The sequence below is a fragment of the Pseudomonas sp. MWU12-3103b genome, assembly GCF_023100615.1.
GTDB lineage: Bacteria > Pseudomonadota > Gammaproteobacteria > Pseudomonadales > Pseudomonadaceae > Aquipseudomonas > Aquipseudomonas putida_A.
Genome location: NZ_JALMEY010000004.1, coordinates 17,715 through 42,105, shown reverse-complemented (window position 1 = coordinate 42,105; position 24,391 = coordinate 17,715). Strand labels below are relative to the sequence as shown.

The window sequence follows — 24,391 nt, the reverse complement described above, 5'->3', positions numbered from 1 at the left end:
TCGATCAGCTCCCTTGCAGCGGTTTGGCGTCCTGGAAGAAGTAGTCCTTCCACGACTCCGGTTTGTTCTTGATCGCACCGACGCGGTAGAGGAATTCGGCCAGTGGATAAGTATTTTTCGGCGTGACGCTGAATTCGAATTGCGGGTTGTCGATGATTTTCAGCAACTCGGCGCGGTCGATCCTGGCCTTGGTCACGCGGATGTACGTGTCCGCCGCCGCGCCCTTATCGTTCTGGGCAAATTGTGCGGCTTCGGTCAGCGCCTCGACGAAGGCCTTGTAGGTTTTCGGGTTGTCGTTGCGGAATTTCTCGGTGGCGAACAGCACGGTTGGCGAGTTCGGGCCGAGGATGTCGTAGGAGTTAAGCACCACGTGCACGTTCGGGTTCTGCAGCGCCTGATCCTGGAACGGTGGGTTGGAGAAATGCCCGGTCAGCTCGGTGCCGCCGGCAATCAGCGCAGCGGTCGCATCCGGGTGCGGCACGGCGATGGTGTACTTGTCGAGGCGATTGAATTCCTTGTCACCCCACTGTTTGGCCGCCGCGTATTGGAGGAAGCGCGACTGCACCGACACGCCCACCGCCGGCACCGCAATGCGGTCCTTCTCGGTGAAATCGGCAATGGTTTTGACCTTGGGATTGTTGCTCACCAGGTAGTACGGGAAGTTGCCCAGCGAGGCGACTGCCTTGACGTTCTGCTTGCCGTGGGTGCGATCCCAGATGGTCAACAGCGGGCCGACGCCGGCGCCGGCAATGTCGATGGAACCGGACAACAGCGCATCGTTGACCGCGGCGCCGCCCGAGAGCTGCGTCCAGTCGACCTTGATGTCGAGGCCTTCCTGCTTGCCGTACTTCTCGATCAGGCCCTGATCGCGCACCACGTTGAGCAATAGATAGACAATCCCGAACTGTTCGGCGATGCGGATTTCACCTTCGGCGTGGGCCACGGCCGGCGCCACCAGGCTGCCGGCGATGAGACTGAAACCGAGGCCAATGGCCGCCGCCAGCGGTGCAAATGGAAGACGTTTGGACATGATCGGATCTCCGGCAAATCAGAAAGGCGCGTCGCCCTGAATGGTCGTGCGATACAGCTTGCGGCGCAGGTGCGCTGGGCAGCCGGCGGCGAGGTGGATCAGCGAACGGTTGTCCCAGAACACCATGTCGTGGGGCTGCCACTGGTGGCGGTAAATGTTTTGCGGCAGCACGCTGTGGGCGTAGAGCTCGGCGAGCAGTTGTTTACTCTCGTCCTCCGGCAGACCGACGATGCGGGTGGTGAAGCCTTCGCTGACGAACAACGCCTTGCGGCCGTTTTCCGGGTGGGTACGGACGATCGGGTGCACCACTTCGGCGACCTGCGCCAGTTGCTCCGGGGTCAGGGTCGGACGCCAGTTGCCTTCGAATTTGGTTTCGCTGTAACGCGCGGTGTAGGAATGCGCGGCCGATCGCCCTTCCACGGCTTTGCGCAGCGCGTCGGGCAGGCTGTCCCAGGCTTTGTGCATGTCGGCGAACAGGGTGTCGCCGCCCTCGGACGGCAACTCCTGGGCGTGCAGCATCGAGCCGAGACTCGGCAGCTCTTTATAGGAAAGGTCGGAGTGCCAGAACTTGCCGGCATCGCCGAGGCCGATGTTCTGGCCGTTCTCGACGATGTTGGAAACGATGAGGATTTCCGGGTGATTGGCCAGCAGGAACTGCTTGAGCACGTGAATCTGCAACACGCCGAAGCGACGGCTGAAATCGATCTGCTGTTGCGGGGTGATGCGCTGATCGCGGAACACCACCACGTGGTGATCCAGGTGCGCACGATGAATGCGCGCGAAGTCCTGATCGTTGACCGGCCGGGTCAGGTCCAGGCCGATGATCTCGGCACCGACGGCACCGCTGAACGGACGAATTTCAAAGGTTTGCGGCGCGGCAGTCGCGGCGCTTGGGGTGGCAGTAGCTGCGGACATCTTTCAATCTCCCACGCACGGGCGCGCTCACAGGCGCGCACGTCGATCAGACACTCACGCTGGATTGCGTGTCGGTTCAGGTCGTGCGGCGCGCCGATTGGTCGGCAGGTACGCAGGTGGATGACTTTATAGCTATAAGAATCGGAAATTAAATACCGTTAATGAATAACGATATGGCGGATGGTGAGGAGTGGACTGGATGGTGAGTGACGATTTGTGTCACTTACTGACAGGGGTGTGGTGATTTTGCTGGCCCCTTCGCGAACAAGCCCGCTCCCACATTTGATCTTCAGTGGACACAAGTTCTGTGTTCGACCGGGATCCACTGTGGGAGCGGGCTTGCTCGCGAAGGGGCCATGTGCCGCGCTGAAGACCTACCGCTCGTGCAACGCCTCGGCCCGCGCCCGGATGATCGGCTTGAGCAGATAGCTCAACACCGATTTCTTGCCGGTGATGATATCCACCGACGCCACCATCCCCGGGATGATCAGCAACGGCTTTTCATCAGTGCCCAGGTGGCTGCGCTCGGTGCGCACCTTGATGATGTAGTAGGTGGTTTTCTTGTCTTCGTCGGTGATGGTGTCGGCGCCGATCTGCTCCAGTTTGGCCTTCAGCCCGCCATAAATGGTGTAGTCGTACGCGGTGAATTTGACGATCGCTTCCTGCCCCGGATGCAGGAACGCAATGTCCTGCGGACGGATCTTGGCTTCGACCAGCAAGGTGTCATCCAGCGGCACGATTTCGACCATGTCGCTGCCCGGCTGAATCACGCCGCCGATGGTGTTGACCAGCAACTTGTTGACGATCCCGCGTACCGGCGAGGTGACCAGCGTCCGGCTGACCCGGTCTTCCAGGGCCTTGCCGGTAGCCTGGGCCTTGTTCAGGTCGGTGCGGGCTTCGTTGAGCTGAGTCAGCGCTTCGCTGCGGAATTTGCCGCGAGTCTCGTCGATCTTGCGCTGAACTTCCTTGATTGCCGATTCGGCGCGCGGGATCGCCAACGTGGTGGCGTCGAGCTGACCACGGGTTTCGACTTCGGCACGCTTGAGCCGCAGCACTTCCACCGGCGATACGGCGCCCTGCGCCACCAGCGGCTCGGACATGTTGATTTCCTGGCGCTGCAATCCCAGTTGCTGGCGATACTGCGCCTGCTTGGAGCTGAACTCGCGCAGCTCTTGCTGACGCTGGATCAACTGCTCCTGCAAACCGCCGATCTCGTCGTGCAGTTGCTGACGCCGGCTGATGTACAACGATTCTTCGCTTTTCGCCTGACCCGGCACGGCTTTGAGCACGTCTTCCGGGAAATTCAGTGGACGGTCATCGACCTCGGCGCTCAGACGCTCGACGCGCAACAGCATCGACAGTCGATCAGCTTCGGTTTCGCCGACGTTGGAAGCAAACCGCGTGTCGTCCAGGCGAATCAGCGGTGCGCCGGCCTCGACGATCTGACCTTCCTTGACGAACATTTCCGAGACGATCCCGCCCTCAAGGTTCTGGATTTTCTGGATCTTCGACGACGGAATCGCCTTGCCGTCGCCCTTGGTCACTTCGTCGATGACCGCGAAGTTGGCCCACAACAGCAGGAACAGGAAGAAGCCGATGATTGCCCAGATGGTCAGGCGCACGACGCGCGGGGCGTCCTCGATCAGCGCCTTGTTGACCTCCGGCAGCGGCTGGCCCTGCAGCGAGGCAGAACCCTTGAAGTAGCGACGGATCGACTCTTTGACACCCGACTTAAGCAACACTGATCTGCCCCTTCTTCAACGCTTCCATCACGGCGGCTTTCGGGCCATCGGCGAGAATCTGTCCACGGTCGACCACCAGCAGGCGGTCGACCAGCGACAGCAGCGAGGCCCGGTGCGTCACCAGCACTACGGTCTTGTTTTCAACGACGGCGGCCAGACGCTGCTTGAGGCGTTCTTCGCCGGTGTTGTCCATGGCGCTGGTCGGTTCGTCGAGCAGCAGGATCGGCGGGTTGAGCAGCAGCGCCCGCGCCAGAGCAACGTTCTGCCGTTGGCCACCGGACAGGTTCTGCCCGCGCTCGCCGACTTGCAGCTCATAACCCTGCGGGTGCAGGCGGGCGAATTCGTGCACGCCGGCCAGTTCGGCGGCTTGCAGTACCAGTTCGTCTTCTACATAGCGCGCGCCGGAGACCAGGTTGTCACGCAGGGTGCCGGCCAGCAGCTGGATGTCCTGCGGCACGTAGCCGATGTTGTAGCGCAGCTCGCTGACGTCGATCTGGCGGATGTCGACGCCGTCCACCAGCAACGCGCCGTCGTCCGGCTGATACAGGCCGACCAGCAGTTTCGCCAACGAACTCTTGCCCGAGCCGCTGCGGCCGATGATGCCGATCTTCTCGCCGGGACGGATCACCAGGTTGATGTTCTTCAGCGCCGGGTTCTGCTGTTCCGGGTAGGTGAAGTTCAACTGACGGCACTCGATCGCGCCCTGCAACACCTTGCGGCTCAGCGGACGTTCTTCGAAATTGCGCTCCTGCGGCAGCTCCATCATCTGGTCGACGGAAGTCATGGTTACCCGTGCCTGCTGGTAGCGGGTCAACAGACCGGACAGCGACGCCAGCGGGCTGAGCGCGCGGCCGCTGAGCATGTAGCAGGCAATCAGACCGCCCATGCTCAGGTTGCCGGCGATGATCTGGTACACGCCGAAGACGATCATGATCACCCCGGCCAGTTGCTGGATCAGCAGGGTGATATTCATCGCCAGACCGGAGAGCATTTTCACCCGCAGTTCGAGGCGGCTGAGGGTGCCGATGGTCTGTTCCCACTGGTACTGGCGTTCGCTTTCGGCGTTGTTGACCTTGACCGCGTCGAGGCCGGCGAGGGTTTCGATCAGGCTCGACTGACGCTCGGCGCCCAGCGCCATAGTGCGTTCCATGGTCGCGACCAGCGGCTTCTGCAACGCGTAGCCGATCAATAGCGCAATCGGGAACGCCAGCACCGGAATCCACACCAGATGGCCGCCGAGAATGGCGATGACGATGAAGATCAGAATGGTGAACGGCAGGTCGATCAGACTGGTCAGGGTCAGCGAGGCGAGGAAGTCGCGCAGGCTCTGAAACTCATGGATGTTCTGCGCGAAGCTGCCGACCCGCGCCGGGCGGTACTTCATGGCCATGCCGACGATGCGCTCGAACAGCGTCGCGGAGATGATCAGGTCGGTTTTCTTGCCGGCCAGATCCAGGCACAGGCTGCGCAGGCTTTTGAGGATCAGGTCGAAGATGTAGGCACCGGTGATGCCCAGCGCCAGCACCCACAGGGTCGCTTCGGCTTGGTTCGGCACCACGCGGTCGTAGACGTTCATCACGAACAGCGGTGCGGCCATGGCGATGATGTTGATCAGGAAACTGGCGGCGATCGCATCGGCATACAGCCAGCGCGAGCGCTTGAGGGTGTCGCGGAACCACGAGCGCGCACGCGGGATCAGCGTGCCGTGGTTGACGTCGAATTTGTGCTGCGGCTGAGCGAAGAACACTTTGCCGGTGTAGTCGTCAGCCAGCAGTTCGCGGCTGACCACCGATTCGCCGCCGTCGCTTTCGCTGAGCAGCACCCGGGCTTCGTTGTCACCTTGCCAGCCGAGCAGGACGGCGCTGCGGCCATCCTTGAGTAGCAACAGCGCCGGCATGGCAATCGCCGGAATCTCTTCCAGCTTGCGTTGCAGCACCCGACCCTGCAGCCCGGCGCGAGCCGCTGCGCGGGGCAGCAACTCGACACTCAGGCGCTGCTTGGGCAACGGCAGGCCAGTGGTGAGCATCGCGGCACTGGCCGGCTTCTGGTGCAACATGCATAGAGCGAGCAAGCCATCCAGTAACGGATCGTCGTGCATCGCGCGCGGATCATGAATGAGTTGAACTCGACTGACTTCTGATTCCACGCTCGGCACTCTTGGCTAACAATTGAACAATGAAGGTTCTGCTCAATTCATACCCGGCAGTTGGACCTTCGGCTTCACATCGTTCTGCACGACGGATGCCAATGGTGCGACCACTCCCTGGCTCTTGAGCAACTCGCCCATGGTCGCCTTGATTCGATACTGAGTAAATAACTGAATGTTCTTGATCTCGGCCAGACGGCGCGAAGCGGTGAACAACTCGTTTTCGCTGTCGAGCAAATCGAGCAGGGTGCGCTCGCCGAGGCTGAACTGACGCTGGTAGGCGGTACGCACGGCGGTGCTGTGATCAACGTACTGCTGCGCGATCGGCACCTGCGCATTGGCGTTGTTCAGGGCGTTCCAGGCCAGGCCCAGTTCTTCGTTCAACTGACGCAGGGCGTTGTTGCGGATGTCCAGCGCCTGGTTCGACAGGTACGACTTGGATTCAAGGTCAGCCTTGTTGCTGCCGCCCGAATACAGATTGAAGCGCATGCGCAGCATGGCCTGCCACTCGTTGTTGTGGCCGTTCTGACCGTCGAGATCGTTGTCGGCAGTGCGACCCAGCTCGGCGTCGAAACGTGGGTAGAACGTCGACTTGGCGGTTTCGTACTGCTTCTCGGCAGCAGCGATATCGGACTCGGCCGAGCGCAGGATCGGGCTGTTTTCCAGCATCTGCGTACGGGCTTCATTGAGGTTGGCCGGCATCATCGCCATGAACGGCGCCGGGCGCTCCAACTGGTCAGGCATCTGGCCGACGGCACTGAGGAAGTTGGTCTCGGAGTCGGCGAGGTTGGTCTGTTCGGTGATCAGGTTGTTGCGGGCCTGGGCCATCCGCGCTTCGGCCTGATCAAGGTCAGCGCCGCTACCAACGCCGCGCTGGGTGCGTAGCTGGATCTGATCGTAAATGCGTTGGTGGCTTTTGAGGTTTTCCTCAGCCAGACGCACGAATTCGCGGCGGGTGAGCACGTCCAGGTACACCTGGGCGACGGTCAGCGCGGTGCGCTCGGAAGTGCCGAGCAGCGAGTAGGCGCGGGAGTTGACGGTGGCTTGTTGACGCCCGACTTCGCTGGACGTGGCAAAACCGTCAAAAACCATTTGCGAGAGACGTAAACTTGACTCGCTGCGGTTCAAAGTTTCCCAGTGGTTGCCGCCACTGTTGGCGCGCGTGGTCACGCTGTCAGTGCCCTCACGGCCATAACCGCCCAGCAGATCGACCTTGGGCAGGTATCCACCTTTGGCTGCCTTTAACTGATAATCCGCGGCCAAACGACTGTTGACCCCCGCCTGGATTTCCGGATGGACATCCAGTGCCTGTTGCATGGCTTCTGGTAAGGATTGTGCTTGGACGAAAGAGGCGGCGAGGGCGAACGGTAGAGCCTTGAACAAGTGCAAACGCATGGTAAAGATTTCCCAGGACTTCTTGTCTTGAATCACAGCAAAACGTGCTGCTGCGTCGGATGATTGGCAACCGGAATGACCGTATGTCGGAAAGTTCAAAATAGGAACTGGATCACACGCTGAGGGACAGGTCGCCGCGGAAATATCAATGTGACATTAGTGGGGCGATTGTTTAGGATGGCACCCAGAAGGTCAATAGTTTGGCATAAAGTTAATAGCGAAAGAATCTAGCCAAATTATTGACGAAGAACAGCGTTAATCTTGATTCGCAAATTTTTAAAGTACGTCCAGACTGAATCGGCGCCGAAGCCATCAGGCTATGGAAGTCAACTGAACGTGACACCCGGAGAGTCTTCAATGAGCAGTGTTGTTGCCATCGTCAAAAGCATTGTCGGTCAGGTATTCGTGGTCTCCCCCGAGGGTGTACGCCGCGTGCTCGTTGAAGGCGATCGCCTGTTCGTCGGCGACCAGATCGATACCGGCCTCTCCGGCGCCGTGTCGCTGGAACTGGCGGATGGCCGCACCCTGGACCTGGGCCGTGAAACCCAGTGGAGCGCCAACGCGCCCGACTCCAGCACTGACCTGGCCGAGGCCACCGCGCAGGCCGCACCGTCTGTAGCCGAGCTGCAGCAGGCCATCGCCGCCGGTGCCGACCCGACCACCGCCCTTGAAGCCACCGCTGCCGGCGCCACCGCCGCAGGCACTGGCGGCGCGGCAGGCGGCGGCCACAGCTTCGTGATGCTCGATGCCACCGCTGGCCGCGTCGATCCGACCATCGGCTTCCCCACCGCGGGCATCAATGCCGGTGCACAAGCGGCACAGAACATCACCGGTGGCCAGACCACCGACACCACCACCAACGCCCTGCGTGAGTCGACCCTGAGCCTCAGCGCCACGCCGACCATCACCGAAGCCGGCGGCGTGCTGGTGTACACCGCGACCCTGACCCAGGCGCCGCTGACCGACCTGACCATCACCCTGTCCAACGGCTCGGTGATCGTGATTCCGGCCGGCTCCACCACCGGCACCGTCAACGTGCCGCTGGCACCGAACGACACCGTTTATAACGACCCGACCCAGATCAACGTGACCGTCACCGGCACCACCGGCGGCAACGGCATTACCGTGACCCCGCCGACCACCCCGGCGACGACTCAGGTCACCGACACCATCGACACCACCACCGTCACCCTGACTGCTGGCAACAGCGTCACCGAAGGCGGTCAGATCACCTACACCGCGACCCTGACCAACCCGGCACAGACGCCGGTCACCGTCACCCTGTCCAACGGTTCGACCATCACCATCGAAGCCGGCCAGACCACCGGCACCGTCAACGTGCCAACCGCGCCGAATGACGTCTACAACAACGGCAGCACCGTCAGCACCACCATCACCGGTGCCACCGGCGGCAACTTCGAGAACCTGGTGCCGAACACGACGCCAGCCGTGACGAACATCGTCGATTCGCGCGACACCACCGGCCTGACCCTCACCGCCACCGGTACCGTGGTCGAAGGTGGCCAGATCACCTACACCGCGACCCTGACCAATCCGGCACAGACGCCGGTTACCGTCACCCTGTCCAACGGCTCGACCATCACCATCGAAGCCGGCCAGACCACTGGCACCGTCAACGTGCCGACCGCGCCGAACGACGTCTACAACAATGGCGGCACCGTCAGCACCACGATTACCGGTGCGACCGGCGGCAACTTCGAGAATCTGGTGCCTAACACCACGCCGGCGACCACCACCGTCACCGACTCCATCGACACCACCAACCTGTCGCTGAGTGCCACCGGCACCGTCGCTGAAGGCGGCTCGATCGTTTACACCGCCACCCTGACCAACCCGGCCGGCACCCCGGTGACCGTGACGTTGAGCAATGGCTCCGTCATCACCATCGAGGCTGGCAAAACCACCGGCACTGTGACCGTTCCCGCGCCTGCGGATGACGTCTACAAAGACGCCGGCAAGGTCGAAGTCAGCATCACCGGCACCACCGGCGGCAATTTCGAGAACCTGGTGCCGAGCACCGTTCCGGCTGTTACCGAAGTCACCGACACCATCGATACCTCGACCGTCAAACTGACTGCCGATACGTCGGTCGCTGAGGGCGGCACCGTCACTTACACCGCCACCGTCGGTGCACCTGTGACCGGTTCGCCGGTTGTCGTGACCCTGGCCAACGGTCAGACCATCACCATCGAAGTGGGCAAAACTACCGGCACCGTGACCACCACCGCGCCGAACGATGCGTTGACCGGCAACCCACCGCTGACCAACGCCATCACCAATGTCAGTGGCGGTAACTACGAGAACCTCGTCGCCGACAAAACCCCGGTTTCGACCACCGTTACCGACACTGTCGACACCACCAACCTGTCGTTGAGCGCGACCGGTACCGTGGCTGAGGGCGGTTCGATCGTTTACACCGCGACCTTGACCAATGCTGCCGGCTCGCCGGTCACCGTGACCCTGAGCAACGGCGCCGTGATCACCATCGAAGCCGGCAAAACGACCGGCACCGTGACGGTTCCGGCGCCTGCGGATGACGTCTATAAAGATGCCGGCAAAGTCGAAGTCACCATCAACGGTGCAACCGGCGGCAACTTCGAAAATCTGGTGCCAAGCACTGTCCCTGCGGTCACCGAAGTGACCGATACCATCGACACTTCGACGGTCAAACTGTCCGCTGACACCTCGGTCGCCGAGGGTGGCACCGTCACTTACACCGCGACCGTTGGTGCGCCTGTGACTGGCTCGCCGGTTGTCGTGACTCTGGCCAACGGTCAGTCCATCACCATCGAAGTGGGTAAAACCACTGGCACCGTGACCACCACCGCACCGAACGACGTGCTCAACGGCCAGGCGCCGCTGAGCAACTCGATCACTGGCGTGAGCGGTGGCAACTACGAAAATCTGGTCGCCGACAAGACGCCGGTCAGCACCACCGTGACTGATACCGTCGACACTACCAACCTCTCGCTGAGTGCCACTGGCTCCGTCGCTGAAGGCGGCTCGATCGTCTACACCGCGACCCTGACCAATCCGGCCGGCACCCCGGTGACCGTGACCCTGAGCAATGGCTCGGTCATCACCATCGAAGCCGGCAAAACCACCGGAACCGTGACCGTTCCAGCGCCTGCCGATGACGTTTACAAAGATGCCGGCAAGGTTGAAGTCAGCATTACCGGAACCAGCGGTGGAAATTTCGAGAACCTTGTTCCGAGCACCGTTCCAGCTGTCACCGAAGTCACTGACACCATCGATACTTCGACCGTCAAACTGACCGCTGATACCTCGGTGGTCGAGGGCGGCACCGTCACCTACACCGCGACTGTCGGGGCCCCGGTAACCGGTTCGCCAGTGACCGTCACGTTGGCAAACGGCCAGACCATCACCATCGAAGTGGGTAAAACCACCGGCACCGTCACCACCACTGCGCCGAACGATGCATTGAACGGTCACGAGCCACTGACCAACGCGATCACTGACGTGAGCGGCGGTAACTACGAGAATCTTGTAGCGGATAAAACCCCGGTTTCGACCAGCGTCACCGACACCGTCGACACCACCAACCTGTCGCTGACTGCGACCGGCACCGTGGCGGAAGGCGGTTCGATCGTCTACACCGCAACCCTGACCAATCCGGCCGGCACGCCGGTAACCGTGACCCTTTCGAACGGCTCGGTAATCACCATCGAAGCGGGTAAAACCACCGGCACCGTGACCGTTCCGGCGCCAGCCGATGACGTTTACAAAGACGCTGGCAAGGTTGAAGTCACGATCAAAGACGCCGCAGGCGGCAATTTCGAGAACCTGGTGCCGAGCACCGTTCCGGCTGTTACCGAAGTTACCGATACCATCGATACGTCGACGGTCAAACTCACCGCCGATACTTCAGTCGCTGAAGGCGGGACTGTCACTTACACCGCCACCGTCGGCGCACCGGTAACCGGCTCGCCGGTTGTTGTGACCTTGGCCAATGGTCAGAACATCACCATCGAAGTGGGCAAAACCACCGGCACCGTGACCACCACCGCGCCAAACGATTCGCTGAACGGTCACGAACCGCTGACCAACTCGATTACCGGCGTCACCGGTGGCAACTACGAAAATCTGGTCGCTGACAAAACTCCGGTTTCGACCACCGTTACCGACACCGTCGACACCACCAACCTGTCGCTGACCGCTACCGGCACCGTGGCTGAAGGTGGTTCGATCGTTTACACCGCGACCCTGACCAATCCGGCCGGTACGCCGGTGACCGTGACCCTGTCGAACGGCTCGGTGATCACCATTGAAGCAGGTAAAACTACCGGCACCGTGACTGTTCCCGCCCCAGCCGATGACGTTTACAAAGACGCTGGCAAGGTTGAAGTCACGATCAAAGACGCCGCAGGCGGCAATTTCGAGAACCTGGTGCCGAGCACCGTTCCGGCTGTTACCGAAGTTACCGATACCATCGATACGTCGACGGTCAAACTGACTGCCGACACTTCGGTCGCTGAAGGCGGGACTGTCACTTACACCGCCACCGTCGGTGCACCGGTAACCGGCTCGCCGGTTGTTGTGACCTTGGCGAACGGCCAGACCATCACTATCGAAGTCGGCAAAACCACCGGTACCGTCACCGCCACCGCACCGAACGATGCGCTGAATGGTCACGAGCCGCTGACCAACGCGATCACTGACGTGAGCGGGGGCAACTACGAGAACCTCGTGGCTGACAAAACTCCGGTTTCGACCACCGTTACCGACACCGTCGACACCACCAACCTGTCGCTGACCGCTACCGGCACCGTGGCTGAAGGTGGCTCGATCGTCTACACCGCAACCCTGACCAATCCGGCCGGGACTCCGGTGACCGTGACCCTGTCGAACGGCTCGGTGATCACCATTGAAGCGGGTAAAACTACCGGCACCGTGACCGTTCCCGCCCCAGCCGATGACGTTTACAAAGACGCTGGCAAGGTTGAAGTCACGATCAAAGACGCCGCAGGCGGCAATTTCGAGAACCTGGTGCCGAGCACGGTTCCGGCTGTCACCGAAGTCACTGACACCATCGATACTTCGACCGTCAAACTGACCGCCGATACTTCAGTCGCTGAAGGCGGCACTGTCACCTACACCGCGACTGTCGGTGCTCCGGTAACCGGCTCGCCTGTGGTCGTGACCCTGGCCAACGGTCAGAACATCACCATCGAAGTCGGCAAAACCACCGGCACCGTGACCACCACTGCGCCAAACGATGCGCTGAACGGTCACGAACCGCTGACCAACTCGATTACCGGCGTCACCGGTGGCAACTACGAAAATCTGGTCGCTGACACAACCCCGGTCAGCACCACAGTCACTGACACCGTAGACACGACGAATCTGTCGCTCAGCGCCACCAACTCGGTCGCCGAGGGTGGTTCGATCACCTACACCGCGACCCTGACCAACGCTGCCGGCTCGCCAGTCACCGTGACCCTGTCCAACGGTTCGGTGATTACCATCGAAGCGGGCAAGACCACCGGCACCGTGACCGTTCCAGCACCAGCCGATGACGTCTACAAAGATGCCGGCAAGGTTGAAGTCACCATCAACGGTGCAACCGGCGGCAACTTCGAGAACCTCGTTCCGAGCACTGTTCCGGCAGTGACTGAAGTCACTGACACCATCGACACCACGTCGGTGAAACTGACCGCAACCGAGTCCGCTGCTGAAGGTGGCACCGTCACCTACACCGCCACCGTCGGTGCTCCGGTAACCGGCTCGCCTGTGGTCGTGACCCTCGCCAACGGTCAGAACATCACCATCGAAGTCGGCAAGACCACCGGCACCGTGACCACCACCGCACCGAACGATGCGTTGAACGGTCATGCGCCGCTGACTAACGCCATCACCGACGTGAGCGGCGGCAATTACGAGAATCTGGTTGCCGACAAAACCCCGGTCAGCACCACCGTGACCGATACCGTCGACACCACCAACCTGTCGCTGGCCGCGACCGGCACCGTCGCTGAAGGCGGTTCGATCGTCTACACCGCAACCTTGACCAACCCGGCCGGTACGCCGGTAACCGTGACTTTGTCCAACGGCGCCGTGATCACCATCGACGCGGGCAAAACCACCGGCACCGTGACCGTTCCAGCACCTGCCGATGACGTCTACAAAGACGCCGGCAAGGTCGAAGTCACGATCAAGGATGCTGCGGGCGGCAACTTCGAGAACCTGGTGCCAAGCACCGTTCCAGCCGTTACCGAAGTCACCGACACCATCGATACCTCGACCGTGAAGCTGAGCGCCGATACTTCGGTGGCTGAAGGCGGCACTGTCACTTACACCGCGACTGTTGGCGCTCCAGTGACTGGCGCACCTGTTGTTGTGACCCTGGCCAACGGTCAGACCATCACCATCGACATCGGCAAGACCACCGGCACCGTGACGACCACCGCACCGAACGATGCGCTGAACGGTCACGAGCCGCTGAACAACTCGATCACCAACGTCAGCGGCGGCAACTACGAAAACCTCGTCGCCGACAAGACGCCAGTCAGCACCACCGTGACCGACACCGTCGACACCACCAACCTGTCGCTGAGCGCGACGCCGGCGGTGAACGAAGGCGGGCAGATCACCTACACCGCCACCCTGACCAACGCCGCCGGCACTCCGGTGACCGTGACCTTGAGCAATGGCGCGGTGATCACCATCGACGCCGGCAAAACTACCGGCACCGTGACCGTCGATGCGCCGAAGGATGACGTCTACAAGGACGCCGGCACCGTTGAAGCGACCATCAAAGGCGCGACCGGTGGCGACTTCGAGAACCTGGTGACCAGCAACACCCCGGCGGTGACCACCGTCAACGACACCATCGACACCTCCACCGTGTCGCTGACTGCCACCGCTAACGTCGCCGAAGGCGAGACCGTGGTCTATACCGCGAGCGTGACCGCACCGGTAACCGGCTCGCCAGTTGTGGTCACTCTGTCCAATGGACAGACCATCACCATCGCCGTCGGTGAGACCACCGGCAGCGTGAATTTCGTTGCACCGAACAGCCCATTGGCGGGCGGCAGCTCGCTGAGCGTGGCCATCGACAAGGTTGCCGGCGGCAACTATGAAAACCTGGTGGCCGACAAGACACCGGCGAACACCTCGGTGTCGGACACTGTCGACACCACCAACCTGAACCTGACCGCCAGCGACTCGGTGGCCGAGGGTGGTTCGATTGTTTACACCGCGACCCTGACCAATCCGGCCGGGACGCCGGTGACCGTGACCCTGTCCAACGGCGCGGTGATCACCATCGAAGCCGGTAAAACGTCGGGCACCGTGACCGTTCCAGCTCCGGCTGATGACGTTTACAAAGACGCGGGTAAAGTCGAAGCGACCATTTCCAGCGCTACCGGTGGCAACTTCGAGAATCTGGTGCCGAGCACCGTTCCTGCGGTCACCAACGTTACCGACACCATCGATACCACCACGGTCAAACTGACCGCGACCGAATCGGCTGCGGAAGGTGGCACCGTCACTTATACCGCGACTGTCGGCGCGCCGGTGACTGGCTCGCCGGTCGTGGTGACCTTGGCCAATGGTCAGAACATCACCATCGAAGTGGGTAAAACCACTGGCACCGTGACTACCACTGCGCCGAACGATGCGTTGACCGGCCATGCGCCACTGACCAACGCCATCACCGACGTGAGCGGTGGTAACTACGAAAACCTCGTGGCGGATAAAACGCCGGTTTCGACCAATGTCACCGACACCGTCGACACCACCAATCTGTCGCTCAGTGCGACCGGCACCGTGGCCGAGGGTGGCTCGATCGTCTACACCGCAACTCTGACCAACGCCGCTGGTCCGCCAGTCACCGTGACCCTGTCCAACGGCGCGGTGATCACCATCGAGGCCGGTAAAACCACTGGCACCGTGACCGTTCCGGCGCCAGCCGATGACGTGTACAAGGACGCCGGTAAAGTCGAAGCGACCATTTCCAGCGCTACCGGTGGCAACTTTGAAAATCTGGTACCGAGCACTGTGCCGGCCGTCACCAATGTCACCGATACCATCGACACCACCACGGTCAAACTGACGGCGACTGAATCCGCTGCTGAAGGTGGCACCGTCACCTACACCGCCACCGTCGGTGCTCCGGTAACCGGCTCGCCTGTGGTCGTGACCCTGGCCAACGGTCAGAACATCACCATCGAAGTCGGCAAGACCACCGGCACCGTGACCACCACCGCACCGAACGATGCGTTGACCGGTCATGCTCCTCTGACCAACGCGATCACCGGCGTGACTGGCGGTAACTACGAGAATCTGGTGGCCGACAAAACGCCAGTCAGCACCACCGTGACTGACACCGTCGACACCACCAACCTGTCGCTCAGCGCTACCAATTCGGTCGCCGAGGGCGGTTCGATCGTTTACACAGCAACCCTGACCAACGCCGCTGGCTCGCCAGTTACCGTGACGCTGAGCAACGGCGCTGTCATCACCATCGAGGCCGGCAAAACCACCGGCACCGTGACTGTTCCAGCTCCGGCGGACGACGTTTACAAAGATGCCGGTAAAGTCGAAGCAACCATTTCCACCGCCACCGGTGGCAACTTCGAAAACCTGGTGCCAAGTACCGTGCCGGCTGTCACCGAAGTCACCGACACGATCGACACCTCGACCGTCAAACTGACTGCCGATACCTCAGTGGCCGAAGGTGGCACCGTCACCTATACCGCAACCGTCGGCGCGCCAGTGACCGGTTCGCCTGTGGTCGTGACCTTGGCAAACGGTCAGAACATCACCATTGAGGTGGGTAAAACCACTGGCACCGTGACTACCACTGCGCCTAATGATGCATTGACCGGTCATGCTCCTCTGACCAACGCGATCACCGACGTCACCGGTGGCAATTACGAAAACCTCGTGGCTGACAAAACCCCGGTCAGCACTAACGTCACCGACACCGTCGACACCACCAACCTGTCGCTGTCCGCGACCGGTACCGTGGCCGAAGGTGGCTCGATCGTTTACACCGCGACCCTGACCAACGCCGCTGGCTCGCCAGTCACCGTGACGTTGAGCAACGGCGCCGTGATCACCATCGAGGCTGGCAAAACCACCGGCACTGTGACCGTTCCGGCACCAGCCGACGATGTCTACAAAGACGCGGGTAAAGTCGAAGCGACCATCTCCACCGCTACCGGTGGCAACTTCGAAAACCTGGTACCGAGCACCGTGCCGGCTGTGACTCAGGTCACCGACACCATCGATACCACCACGGTCAAGCTGACCGCGACCGATTCTGCTGCGGAAGGTGGCACCGTCACTTACACCGCCACTGTCGGTGCGCCTGTGACCGGTTCGCCTGTCGTTGTGACACTGGCCAACGGTCAGAACATCACTATCGAAGTGGGTAAAACCACCGGCACCGTAACCACCATCGCACCGAACGATGCGCTGACCGGTCATGCGCCTTTGACCAACGCGATCACCAATGTGAGCGGCGGTAACTACGAAAACCTGGTCGCCGACAAAACGTCGGTCAGCACAACCGTTACCGACACTGTCGACACCACCAACCTGTCGCTGAGCGCAACCAACTCGGTCGCCGAGGGTGGTTCGATCATCTACACCGCGACCTTGACCAACGCGGCTGGCTCGCCAGTCACCGTGACCCTGTCGAACGGCGCTGTGATCACCATCGAAGCCGGTAAAACCACTGGCACCGTGACCGTGCCGGCTCCGGCGGATGACGTCTATAAAGACGCGGGCAAAGTCGAGGCAACCATCTCCACCGCTACCGGTGGCAACTTCGAAAACCTGGTACCGAGCACCGTTCCGGCCGTGACTCAGGTCACTGACACCATCGACACCACCACAGTGAAACTGACCGCGACCGAGTCTGCTGCGGAAGGTAACACTGTCACCTACACCGCGACTGTCGGTGCTCCGGTAACCGGTTCGCCTGTGGTCGTGACCCTGGCTAATGGTCAGAACATCACCATCGAAGTCGGCAAAACCACCGGCACCGTCACTACCACCGCACCGAACGATGCGCTGACCGGCCACGCGCCGCTGACCAACGCGATCACCGACGTCAGCGGTGGCAACTACGAAAACCTCGTTGCCGACAAGACCCCGGTCAATACCACGGTCACCGATACAGTCGACACCACCAACCTGTCGCTGTCCGCGACCGGTACCGTGGCCGAAGGCGGCTCGATCGTTTACACCGCGACGCTGACCAACGCTGCCGGTTCGCCGGTTACCGTGACGTTGAGCAACGGCGCCGTGATCACCATCGACGCGGGCAAAACCACCGGCACCGTGACCGTTCCGGCTCCAGCGGATGACGTCTACAAAGACGCCGGCACCGTTGAGGCCACGATCAAGACCGCGACTGGCGGCAATTTCGAAAACCTGGTGACCAGCAACACCCCGGCCGTGACCAGCGTCACCGACACCATCGACACCACCACGGTCAAACTGACCGCGACCGAGTCTGCTGCTGAAGGCGGTACCGTCACCTACACCGCGACCGTTGGTGCACCGGTAACCGGTTCGCCAGTGACCGTGACTCTGGCCAACGGCCAGAACATCACCATCGAAGTCGGCAAAACCACCGGCACCGTGACCACCACCGCACCGAACGACGTGTTGACCGGTCATGCGCCACTGACCAACGCCATCACCAACGTCAGCGGCGGCAACTACGAGAACCTCGTCGCCGACAAGACTCCGGTCAGCACCACGGTCACCGACACCATCGACACCACCAACCTGTCGCTGAGCGCGACCGGCACCGTGGCCGAGGGTGGCTCGATTGTTTACACCGCAACGCTGACCAACGCCGCGGGTTCGCCAGTGACCGTGACGCTGAGCAACGGTGCAGTCATCACCATCGACGCCGGTAAAACCACCGGTACCGTCACCGTCCCTGCCCCGGCCGACGACGTCTACAAAGACGCCGGCACTGTTCAGGCAACGATCAAAACCGCGACCGGTGGCAGCTTCGAGAACCTGGTACCAAGCACCACGCCAGCAGTGACCAGCGTCACCGACACCATCGACACCACGGGCGTGAAACTCACCGCCACGGGCACCGTGGCCGAAGGTGGCACCGTCACCTACACCGCTACCGTTGGTGCGCCAGTTACCGGCTCGCCTGTCGTCGTGACCCTGGCCAACGGTCAGACCATCACCATCGACATCGGCAAAACCACCGGCACCGTGACCAGCATCGCACCGAACGATGCGCTGACCGGTCACGCACCGTTGACCAACTCGATCACTAACGTGACCGGCGGCAACTACGAAAACCTTGTGGCCGACAAGACCCCGGTCAGCACCACCGTGACCGACACTGTCGACACTACCAACCTGACCCTGAGCGCCACCAACACGGTCGCCGAGGGCGGTTCGATCATTTACACCGCCACCCTGACCAACGCCGCTGGTTCGCCAGTGACCGTGACCCTGAGCAACGGCGCAGTGATCACCATCGACGCCGGTAAAACCACTGGCACCGTGACCGTTCCTGCCCCGGCTGATGACGTCTACAAAGACGCCGGCACCGTGCAGGCAACCATCACCAATGCCAGCGGCGGCAACTTCGAAAAACTGGTACCAAGCACCGTACCGGCCGTGACCAGCGTCACCGATACCATCGACACCACTACCGTGAAGTTGTCTGCCACCGGTACAGCGGCTGAAGGCGGCAACGTCGTCTACACCGCCACCGTCGGTGCGCCAGTCACAGGTTCGCCAGTCGTGGTGACTCTGTCCAACGGCCAGACCATCACCATCGACATCGGAAAAACCACCGGCACCGTAACCACCACCGCACCGAACGATGCGCTGACCGGTCACGCGCCGTTGACCAACGCAATCACCAACGTGAGCGGCGGCAACTACGAGAATCTGGTTGCCGACAAGACTCCGGTCAGCACCACCGTGACCGACACCGTCGACACCACCAACCTGTCGCTGTCCGCGACCGGCACCGTGGCCGAAGGTGGCTCGATCGTTTACACCGCAACCCTGACCAACGCCGCGGGTTCGCCAGTGACCGTAACGTTGAGCAACGGCGCCGTGATCACCATCGACGCCGGTAAAACCACCGGCACCGTGACCGTTCCGGCTCCAGCGGACGACGTCTACAAAGACGCCGGCACCGTGCAGGCGACCATCAAGTCGGCGACAGGTGGCAGCTTCGAAAACCTGGTGCCAAGCACCACGCCAGCCGTAACCAGCGTCACCGACACCATCGACACCACTGGCGTGAAACTCACCGCCACTGGCACCGTGGCCGAGGGTGGCACTGTCACCTACACCGCCACTGTCGGCGCTCCGGTCACCGGTTCGCCAGTGACCGTAAGCCTGTCCAACGGCCAGACGATCACCATCGACATCGGCAAAACCACCGGCACCGTGACCACCACTGCGCCGAACGACGTGTTGACCGGCCACGCACCGTTGACCAATGCGATCACCAACGTCAGCGGCGGCAACTACGAAAATCTGGTAGCCGACAAAACCCCGGTCAGCACCACCGTGACCGACACCGTCGACACCACCAGCCTGTCGCTGAGCGCGACCCCGGCGGTGAACGAGGGCGGCCAGATCACCTACACCGCAACCCTGAGCAACGCTGCCGGTTCCCCGGTAACCGTGACCCTGAGCAACGGCTCGGTGATCACCATCGACGCCGGCAAAACCACTGGCACCGTGACCGTTCCGGCTCCGGCTGACGACGTCTACAAAGACGCCGGCAGCGTGCAGGCGACCATCACCAACGCCAGCGGTGGCAACTTCGAGAACCTGGTACCGAGCACGACACCGGCCGTGACCAACGTCGCCGATACCATCGACACCACCACCGTCAGCATCACCGGCAGCACCTCGGTGACCGAAGGCCAGACCGCCAGCTACACCGTCAGCCTGACCCACCCGGCGCAGACCGAAGTGACCCTGAAGATCGTCTACAGCGGCACCGCTGCCGACGGTTCGGACTTCACTGGCGTGTACACCGTGAAGATCCCGGCGGGCGCCAGCAGCGCGCAGTTCAACGTCGCGACCATCGATGACAAGATCACCGAAGGCACCGAGAACTTCGTGGTCAAGATCGACTCGGCCACCGGCGGCAACTTCGAGAACCTGGCCGTCAGCAGCACCAACGGCAGCGTCAGCACCTCGATCATCGACAACGATGCGCCACCGGTCATCGACCTGGATGCCAACAACTCCAGCGGCGCCACCGGTGCCGACTACAAGGTGACGTTCACCGAAAACACCCCGGGCGCCGGCGTGTCGATTGCCGACACTGACCTGTCGATCACCGACCCGGACAGCACGATGCTGACCGGCGCGACTATCGTGCTGACCAACCGTCAGGACGGCGATGCACTGAACCTCGGGAACAGCGTCAACGGCATCACGATCAATGCCAACAGCACCAACGGTACCGTGACCCTGACCCTGTCGGGCAACGCGACGCTCGCCGACTACATGCAGGCCATCAAAAACATCAGCTTCACCAACAGCAGTGAAGACCCGAGCACCGTGCCGCGGATCATCACCGTGACCGTGACCGATGGCGGCAACTACTCCAACACCGCGACCACCACGGTCAACGTGGTGGCGGTCAACGACGCGCCAGTCGCCGCGCCAGTCAACGTCACCGGCACCGAAGACACCCCGCTGATCCTCGGCTGGTCGACCTTCGGCGTGACCGACGTCGACAGTCCGGCCAGCAGCCTGGGCATCAAAATCACCCAGCTGCCGGGCGAAGGCAAACTGCAGTATCTGGACGGCTCGACCTGGAAAGACGTCGCCAACAACCAGACCTTCAGCAAGGCTGACATCGACGCCGGCAAACTGCGCTTCATGCCGGATGCCAACGAGTCGGGGGTCAACGGTTACGGCGGCACCGGTATGGGCAACAACCAGGCCGACTACGCACAGATCAAGTTCCAGCCAACCGACGGCCAACTGCTGGGCAACACCGGCACCGTGAAGATCGACATCACGCCAGTGGCGGATGCGCCGACCGTGAGCGTGGCCGACAACAGCGTGAAGTCCACCGGACTGGTCAAGGAAGTCTGGACCGGCCTGCCAGGTCTTGGCACCGACGGCAGCGGCGCGAACTCGACCACCCTGAAAAACGTGATCGACGGCGCCGGCACCCCGAACTCCAGCACCAACGTGACCAACGTGCAGTCGGACGGCAGTGTGGCCGCCGGCACCGCGTCGAAAACCTCGGGCCTGATCTATCTGGAAGCCGGCAAGACCTACAGCTTCAGCGGTGTGGCTGACGACAGTCTGCTGATCACCATTGGCGGCAAGAGTGTGGCGTCGGGTACCTGGGGCGCGGGCGGTGCGATCAGCGGCTCGTTCACCCCGACCACCAGCGGCTACTACACCCTGGACATCTACCACCACAACCAGAGCGGCCCGGGCAGCTATGACGTGAACCTGTCGGTCAACGGCAGCACGCCAATCGACCTGAGCAGCGCCGGCGTGCCGATCTACACCGGCGTGCAGGATCTGGTGAATTCCGGTGTGACCGTCTCCGACCTGCACGGCACCAACGGCGAAGGCTATTACGACGGCTACAAACTCAACACTGGCGCCGAAGGCACCACGGTGAAACTGTCGGCGATCAACACCGCGCTGACCGACACCGACGGCTCGGAAACCCTGAGCGTGAAGATCAGCGGCGCGCCGGTCGGCTCGGTTCTCTCCGACGGCAACGGTCACACCTTCACAGTCACCGCGAGCAACGGCGAAGCCAACGTCACCGGCTGGAACCTGGGCAGCCTGACCGTAACCCCGCCGACCTACTACAACGGCCAGTTCAACCTGACCGTGACCTCGACCTCCACTGAAATGGTCGGCGGTTCGGCCAGCAGCACCGCGACGATTCCGGTCACCGTGGTGCCGGCGGTTTACAATGCGGTGGTTGGTACCTCTGGCGACGACACCTTCAACGGTACCGATGGCAACGACATCATGGTCGCCGACATCGGCGGTCTGACCGTGGTGCCGGGCACCAACTACAACATCGCGTTCATGGTCGACAGCTCGGGTAGCATGAGCACCTCGTCGATCAACGCGGCCAAGGACTCGCTGACCTCGGTGTTCAACACCCTCAAGCAGAGCCTGGGCGGCAGCAACTCGGGCACGGTGAACATCTTCCTGGCGGACTTCGATACCCAGGTCAACAAGTCGGTGTCGGTGAACCTCAACGACCCGAACGCGCTGACCAAGCTCAAAGCCGTGCTCGACTCGATGGCGTCCGGCGGCGGCACCAACTACGAGGACGTGTTCAAGACCACGGCCAACTTCTTCCAGAGCGCGGAAGCTGTGGCCAACACCGGGGCGAAGAACCTAACGTACTTCATCACCGACGGCCAGCCGACCTACTACCAGAGCGGCGAGCAGACCAACCCGACGCTGTACGGCAGCGTGAAGTTCGACAGTGTGGTGACAACCAGCAACTACAAGCTGGGCGACACTTTCAGCACGTACATCGACAACACGCATTACCTGAGCATCACCGCCAGCGGTTATGCCCAGTTGCAGACTTACACTGCCCGTTATGGCTGGAGCACCACCAACCTGGGCACTGTTCACGCTCAGGGTGACGGCACTTACGAGTTGTCGAGCCTGGCCGGTAGCGGTAGCAGTACGGATTCGGCGACAACCTCCAACTCCAACAGCAGCTTCGCCCTGCTCAGCGGTCTGTCGAACGTCGAGGCGATCGGTATCAACAGCGGCGTCAGCCTCAACGACCTGAAACCGTATGACTCGGATCACTCGCCGCAGACCAACATCGATCCAAAGGATTTGGCCAACTCGATCATCGGCCATACCGAAGCGACGATGCCGGGCAACGACACCGTCAGCGGTGGCGACGGCAACGACATCCTGTTCGGCGACCTGGTGAGCTTCAACGGCATTGCCGGCGAGGGTTATCAGGCGATGCAGGCGTTCGTGGCGCAGCAGACCGGCGTCGACGTCAGCAAGGTCACCACCAGCAATGTGCACCAGTACATCACCGAGCACTATCAGGCGTTCGATGTGTCCGGCGCACATGACGGCAACGACACGCTGCTGGGTGGCGCAGGCAATGACATCCTGTTCGGCTCGGGCGGCAACGACCTGCTCGACGGCGGCAAGGGCAATGACATCCTGCTCGGCGGCACCGGCAATGACACGCTGATCGGCGGCCAGGGCAACGACATCCTGATCGGTGGTTCCGGTGCCGACACCTTCGTCTGGAAAGCAGGCGACACCGGCAATGACGTGATCAAGGACTTCAACGCCAACGAAGGTGACCGCATCGACCTGCGCGATCTGTTGCAGGGTGAAACCGGCAGCACCATCGACAACTTCCTGAAGATCACCACGGTTGATGGCACGTCGTCGCTGCAAGTCAGCTCGGCGGGCAAGTTCAACTCCGGCGACGCGGCAGCCGCCACGCCGGACGTGACGATCAAACTGGAAGGCAACAACTGGTCGAGCGCCAACATTCACAACCTGATTGCCGGCAGCGATCCGACCATCAAGGTCGACCACAACAACAGCTGATGCGTGAACAAAACGGCCGCCCCTTGGGGCGGCCGTCACGTTTGCGGCTAACTCGGCGGTGACGATTTCGTCGCCACCCCGCATACTCGCGCGCAGTTGGCCTATGCTGCTGACAGCATGACGCTGGATCTTTCTGAGGGATGCTCAATGTTTTACGTGCAACGCGATGCGCAAGGTCTGTTGATTCGCGTGGAAGCCGCGGCCTACGCCGAGGCCACGGAAACGCTGCCGGCCGACAGCCATGAAATCCAGGCCTGGTTCGCCAATGAAGTGGTGGAAACCAGCCTGAAACAGCTCAAGCAGAGCGACCTGGAAATGATTCGGGTACTCGACGACCTGATTCAGGTGCTGACCCAGAAAGGCGTGATCCGCGTTACCGATCTGCCGCCGGCGGCGCAGGCCAAGCTGATGGATCGGACCCAGGCGCGGGAAGCGCTGGGCGGGTTGAGCCACTTGATCGACGACGAAGAGACCGGGCTGATCTGATCCGCGATCTTCAGTGACCGGACTGACCCCTTCGCGAGCAAGCCCGCTCCCACATTTGAAATGCATTCCAATGTGGGAGCG

Annotated in this window: 7 protein-coding genes; 2 read left to right on the top strand and 5 right to left on the bottom strand. The window is 61.7% G+C overall.

Annotated features, from left to right (window positions below):
* Positions 1 to 4: 4 nt before the first annotated feature.
* The 5 genes from M0808_RS08245 to M0808_RS08225 form a co-directional block, all read right to left on the bottom strand.
* A complete protein-coding gene (locus M0808_RS08245; protein WP_247840668.1) occupies positions 5 to 1,030 on the bottom strand; it encodes an ABC transporter substrate-binding protein in 1,026 nt (341 codons plus the stop codon).
* Between the two features lie 18 nt (positions 1,031 to 1,048).
* The gene (locus M0808_RS08240) at positions 1,049 to 1,945 is read right to left on the bottom strand and encodes a TauD/TfdA family dioxygenase (protein ID WP_027611116.1); all 897 of its coding nucleotides are present in this window, start codon (positions 1,943 to 1,945) and stop codon (positions 1,049 to 1,051) included.
* A gap of 374 nt (positions 1,946 to 2,319) precedes the next feature.
* The gene (locus M0808_RS08235; RefSeq protein WP_027611115.1) at positions 2,320 to 3,687 is read right to left on the bottom strand and encodes an HlyD family type I secretion periplasmic adaptor subunit; all 1,368 of its coding nucleotides are present in this window, start codon (positions 3,685 to 3,687) and stop codon (positions 2,320 to 2,322) included.
* Complete coding sequence (locus tag M0808_RS08230) at positions 3,677 to 5,833, bottom strand: type I secretion system permease/ATPase (RefSeq protein ID WP_027611114.1); 2,157 nt, start codon at positions 5,831 to 5,833, stop codon at positions 3,677 to 3,679. Before M0808_RS08230 ends, M0808_RS08235 begins: the two co-directional genes overlap by 11 nt.
* 42 nt (positions 5,834 to 5,875) lie before the next feature.
* Entirely contained in the window at positions 5,876 to 7,228 is a 1,353-nt protein-coding gene (locus M0808_RS08225; protein WP_247840666.1) for a TolC family outer membrane protein, read from the bottom strand.
* Between the two features lie 357 nt (positions 7,229 to 7,585).
* Between M0808_RS08225 and M0808_RS08220 the strand changes: the two genes are divergently transcribed.
* Together M0808_RS08220 and M0808_RS08215 are read left to right on the top strand one after the other, a co-directional pair.
* Positions 7,586 to 23,824, top strand: a complete 16,239-nt coding sequence (locus M0808_RS08220) for a LapA family giant adhesin (protein WP_247840664.1) — start codon at positions 7,586 to 7,588, stop codon at positions 23,822 to 23,824.
* 147 nt (positions 23,825 to 23,971) lie between these two features.
* Positions 23,972 to 24,310 carry a tryptophan synthase subunit beta gene (locus tag M0808_RS08215; protein ID WP_098966540.1) on the top strand — a complete coding sequence of 113 codons (339 nt, stop codon included), beginning with the start codon at positions 23,972 to 23,974 and terminating at the stop codon, positions 24,308 to 24,310.
* Positions 24,311 to 24,391 lie beyond the last annotated feature (81 nt).

Excerpts from the sequence above, each read along its gene's own strand:
- M0808_RS08245 (WP_247840668.1), bottom strand. The coding sequence starts at position 1,030 with ATGTCCAAACGTCTTCCATTTGCACCGCTGGCGGCGGCCATTGGCCTC.
- M0808_RS08240 (WP_027611116.1), bottom strand. The coding sequence starts at position 1,945 with ATGTCCGCAGCTACTGCCACCCCAAGCGCCGCGACTGCCGCGCCGCAA.
- M0808_RS08225 (WP_247840666.1), bottom strand. The coding sequence starts at position 7,228 with ATGCGTTTGCACTTGTTCAAGGCTCTACCGTTCGCCCTCGCCGCCTCT.
- M0808_RS08220 (WP_247840664.1), top strand. The coding sequence starts at position 7,586 with ATGAGCAGTGTTGTTGCCATCGTCAAAAGCATTGTCGGTCAGGTATTC.
- M0808_RS08215 (WP_098966540.1), top strand. The coding sequence starts at position 23,972 with ATGTTTTACGTGCAACGCGATGCGCAAGGTCTGTTGATTCGCGTGGAA.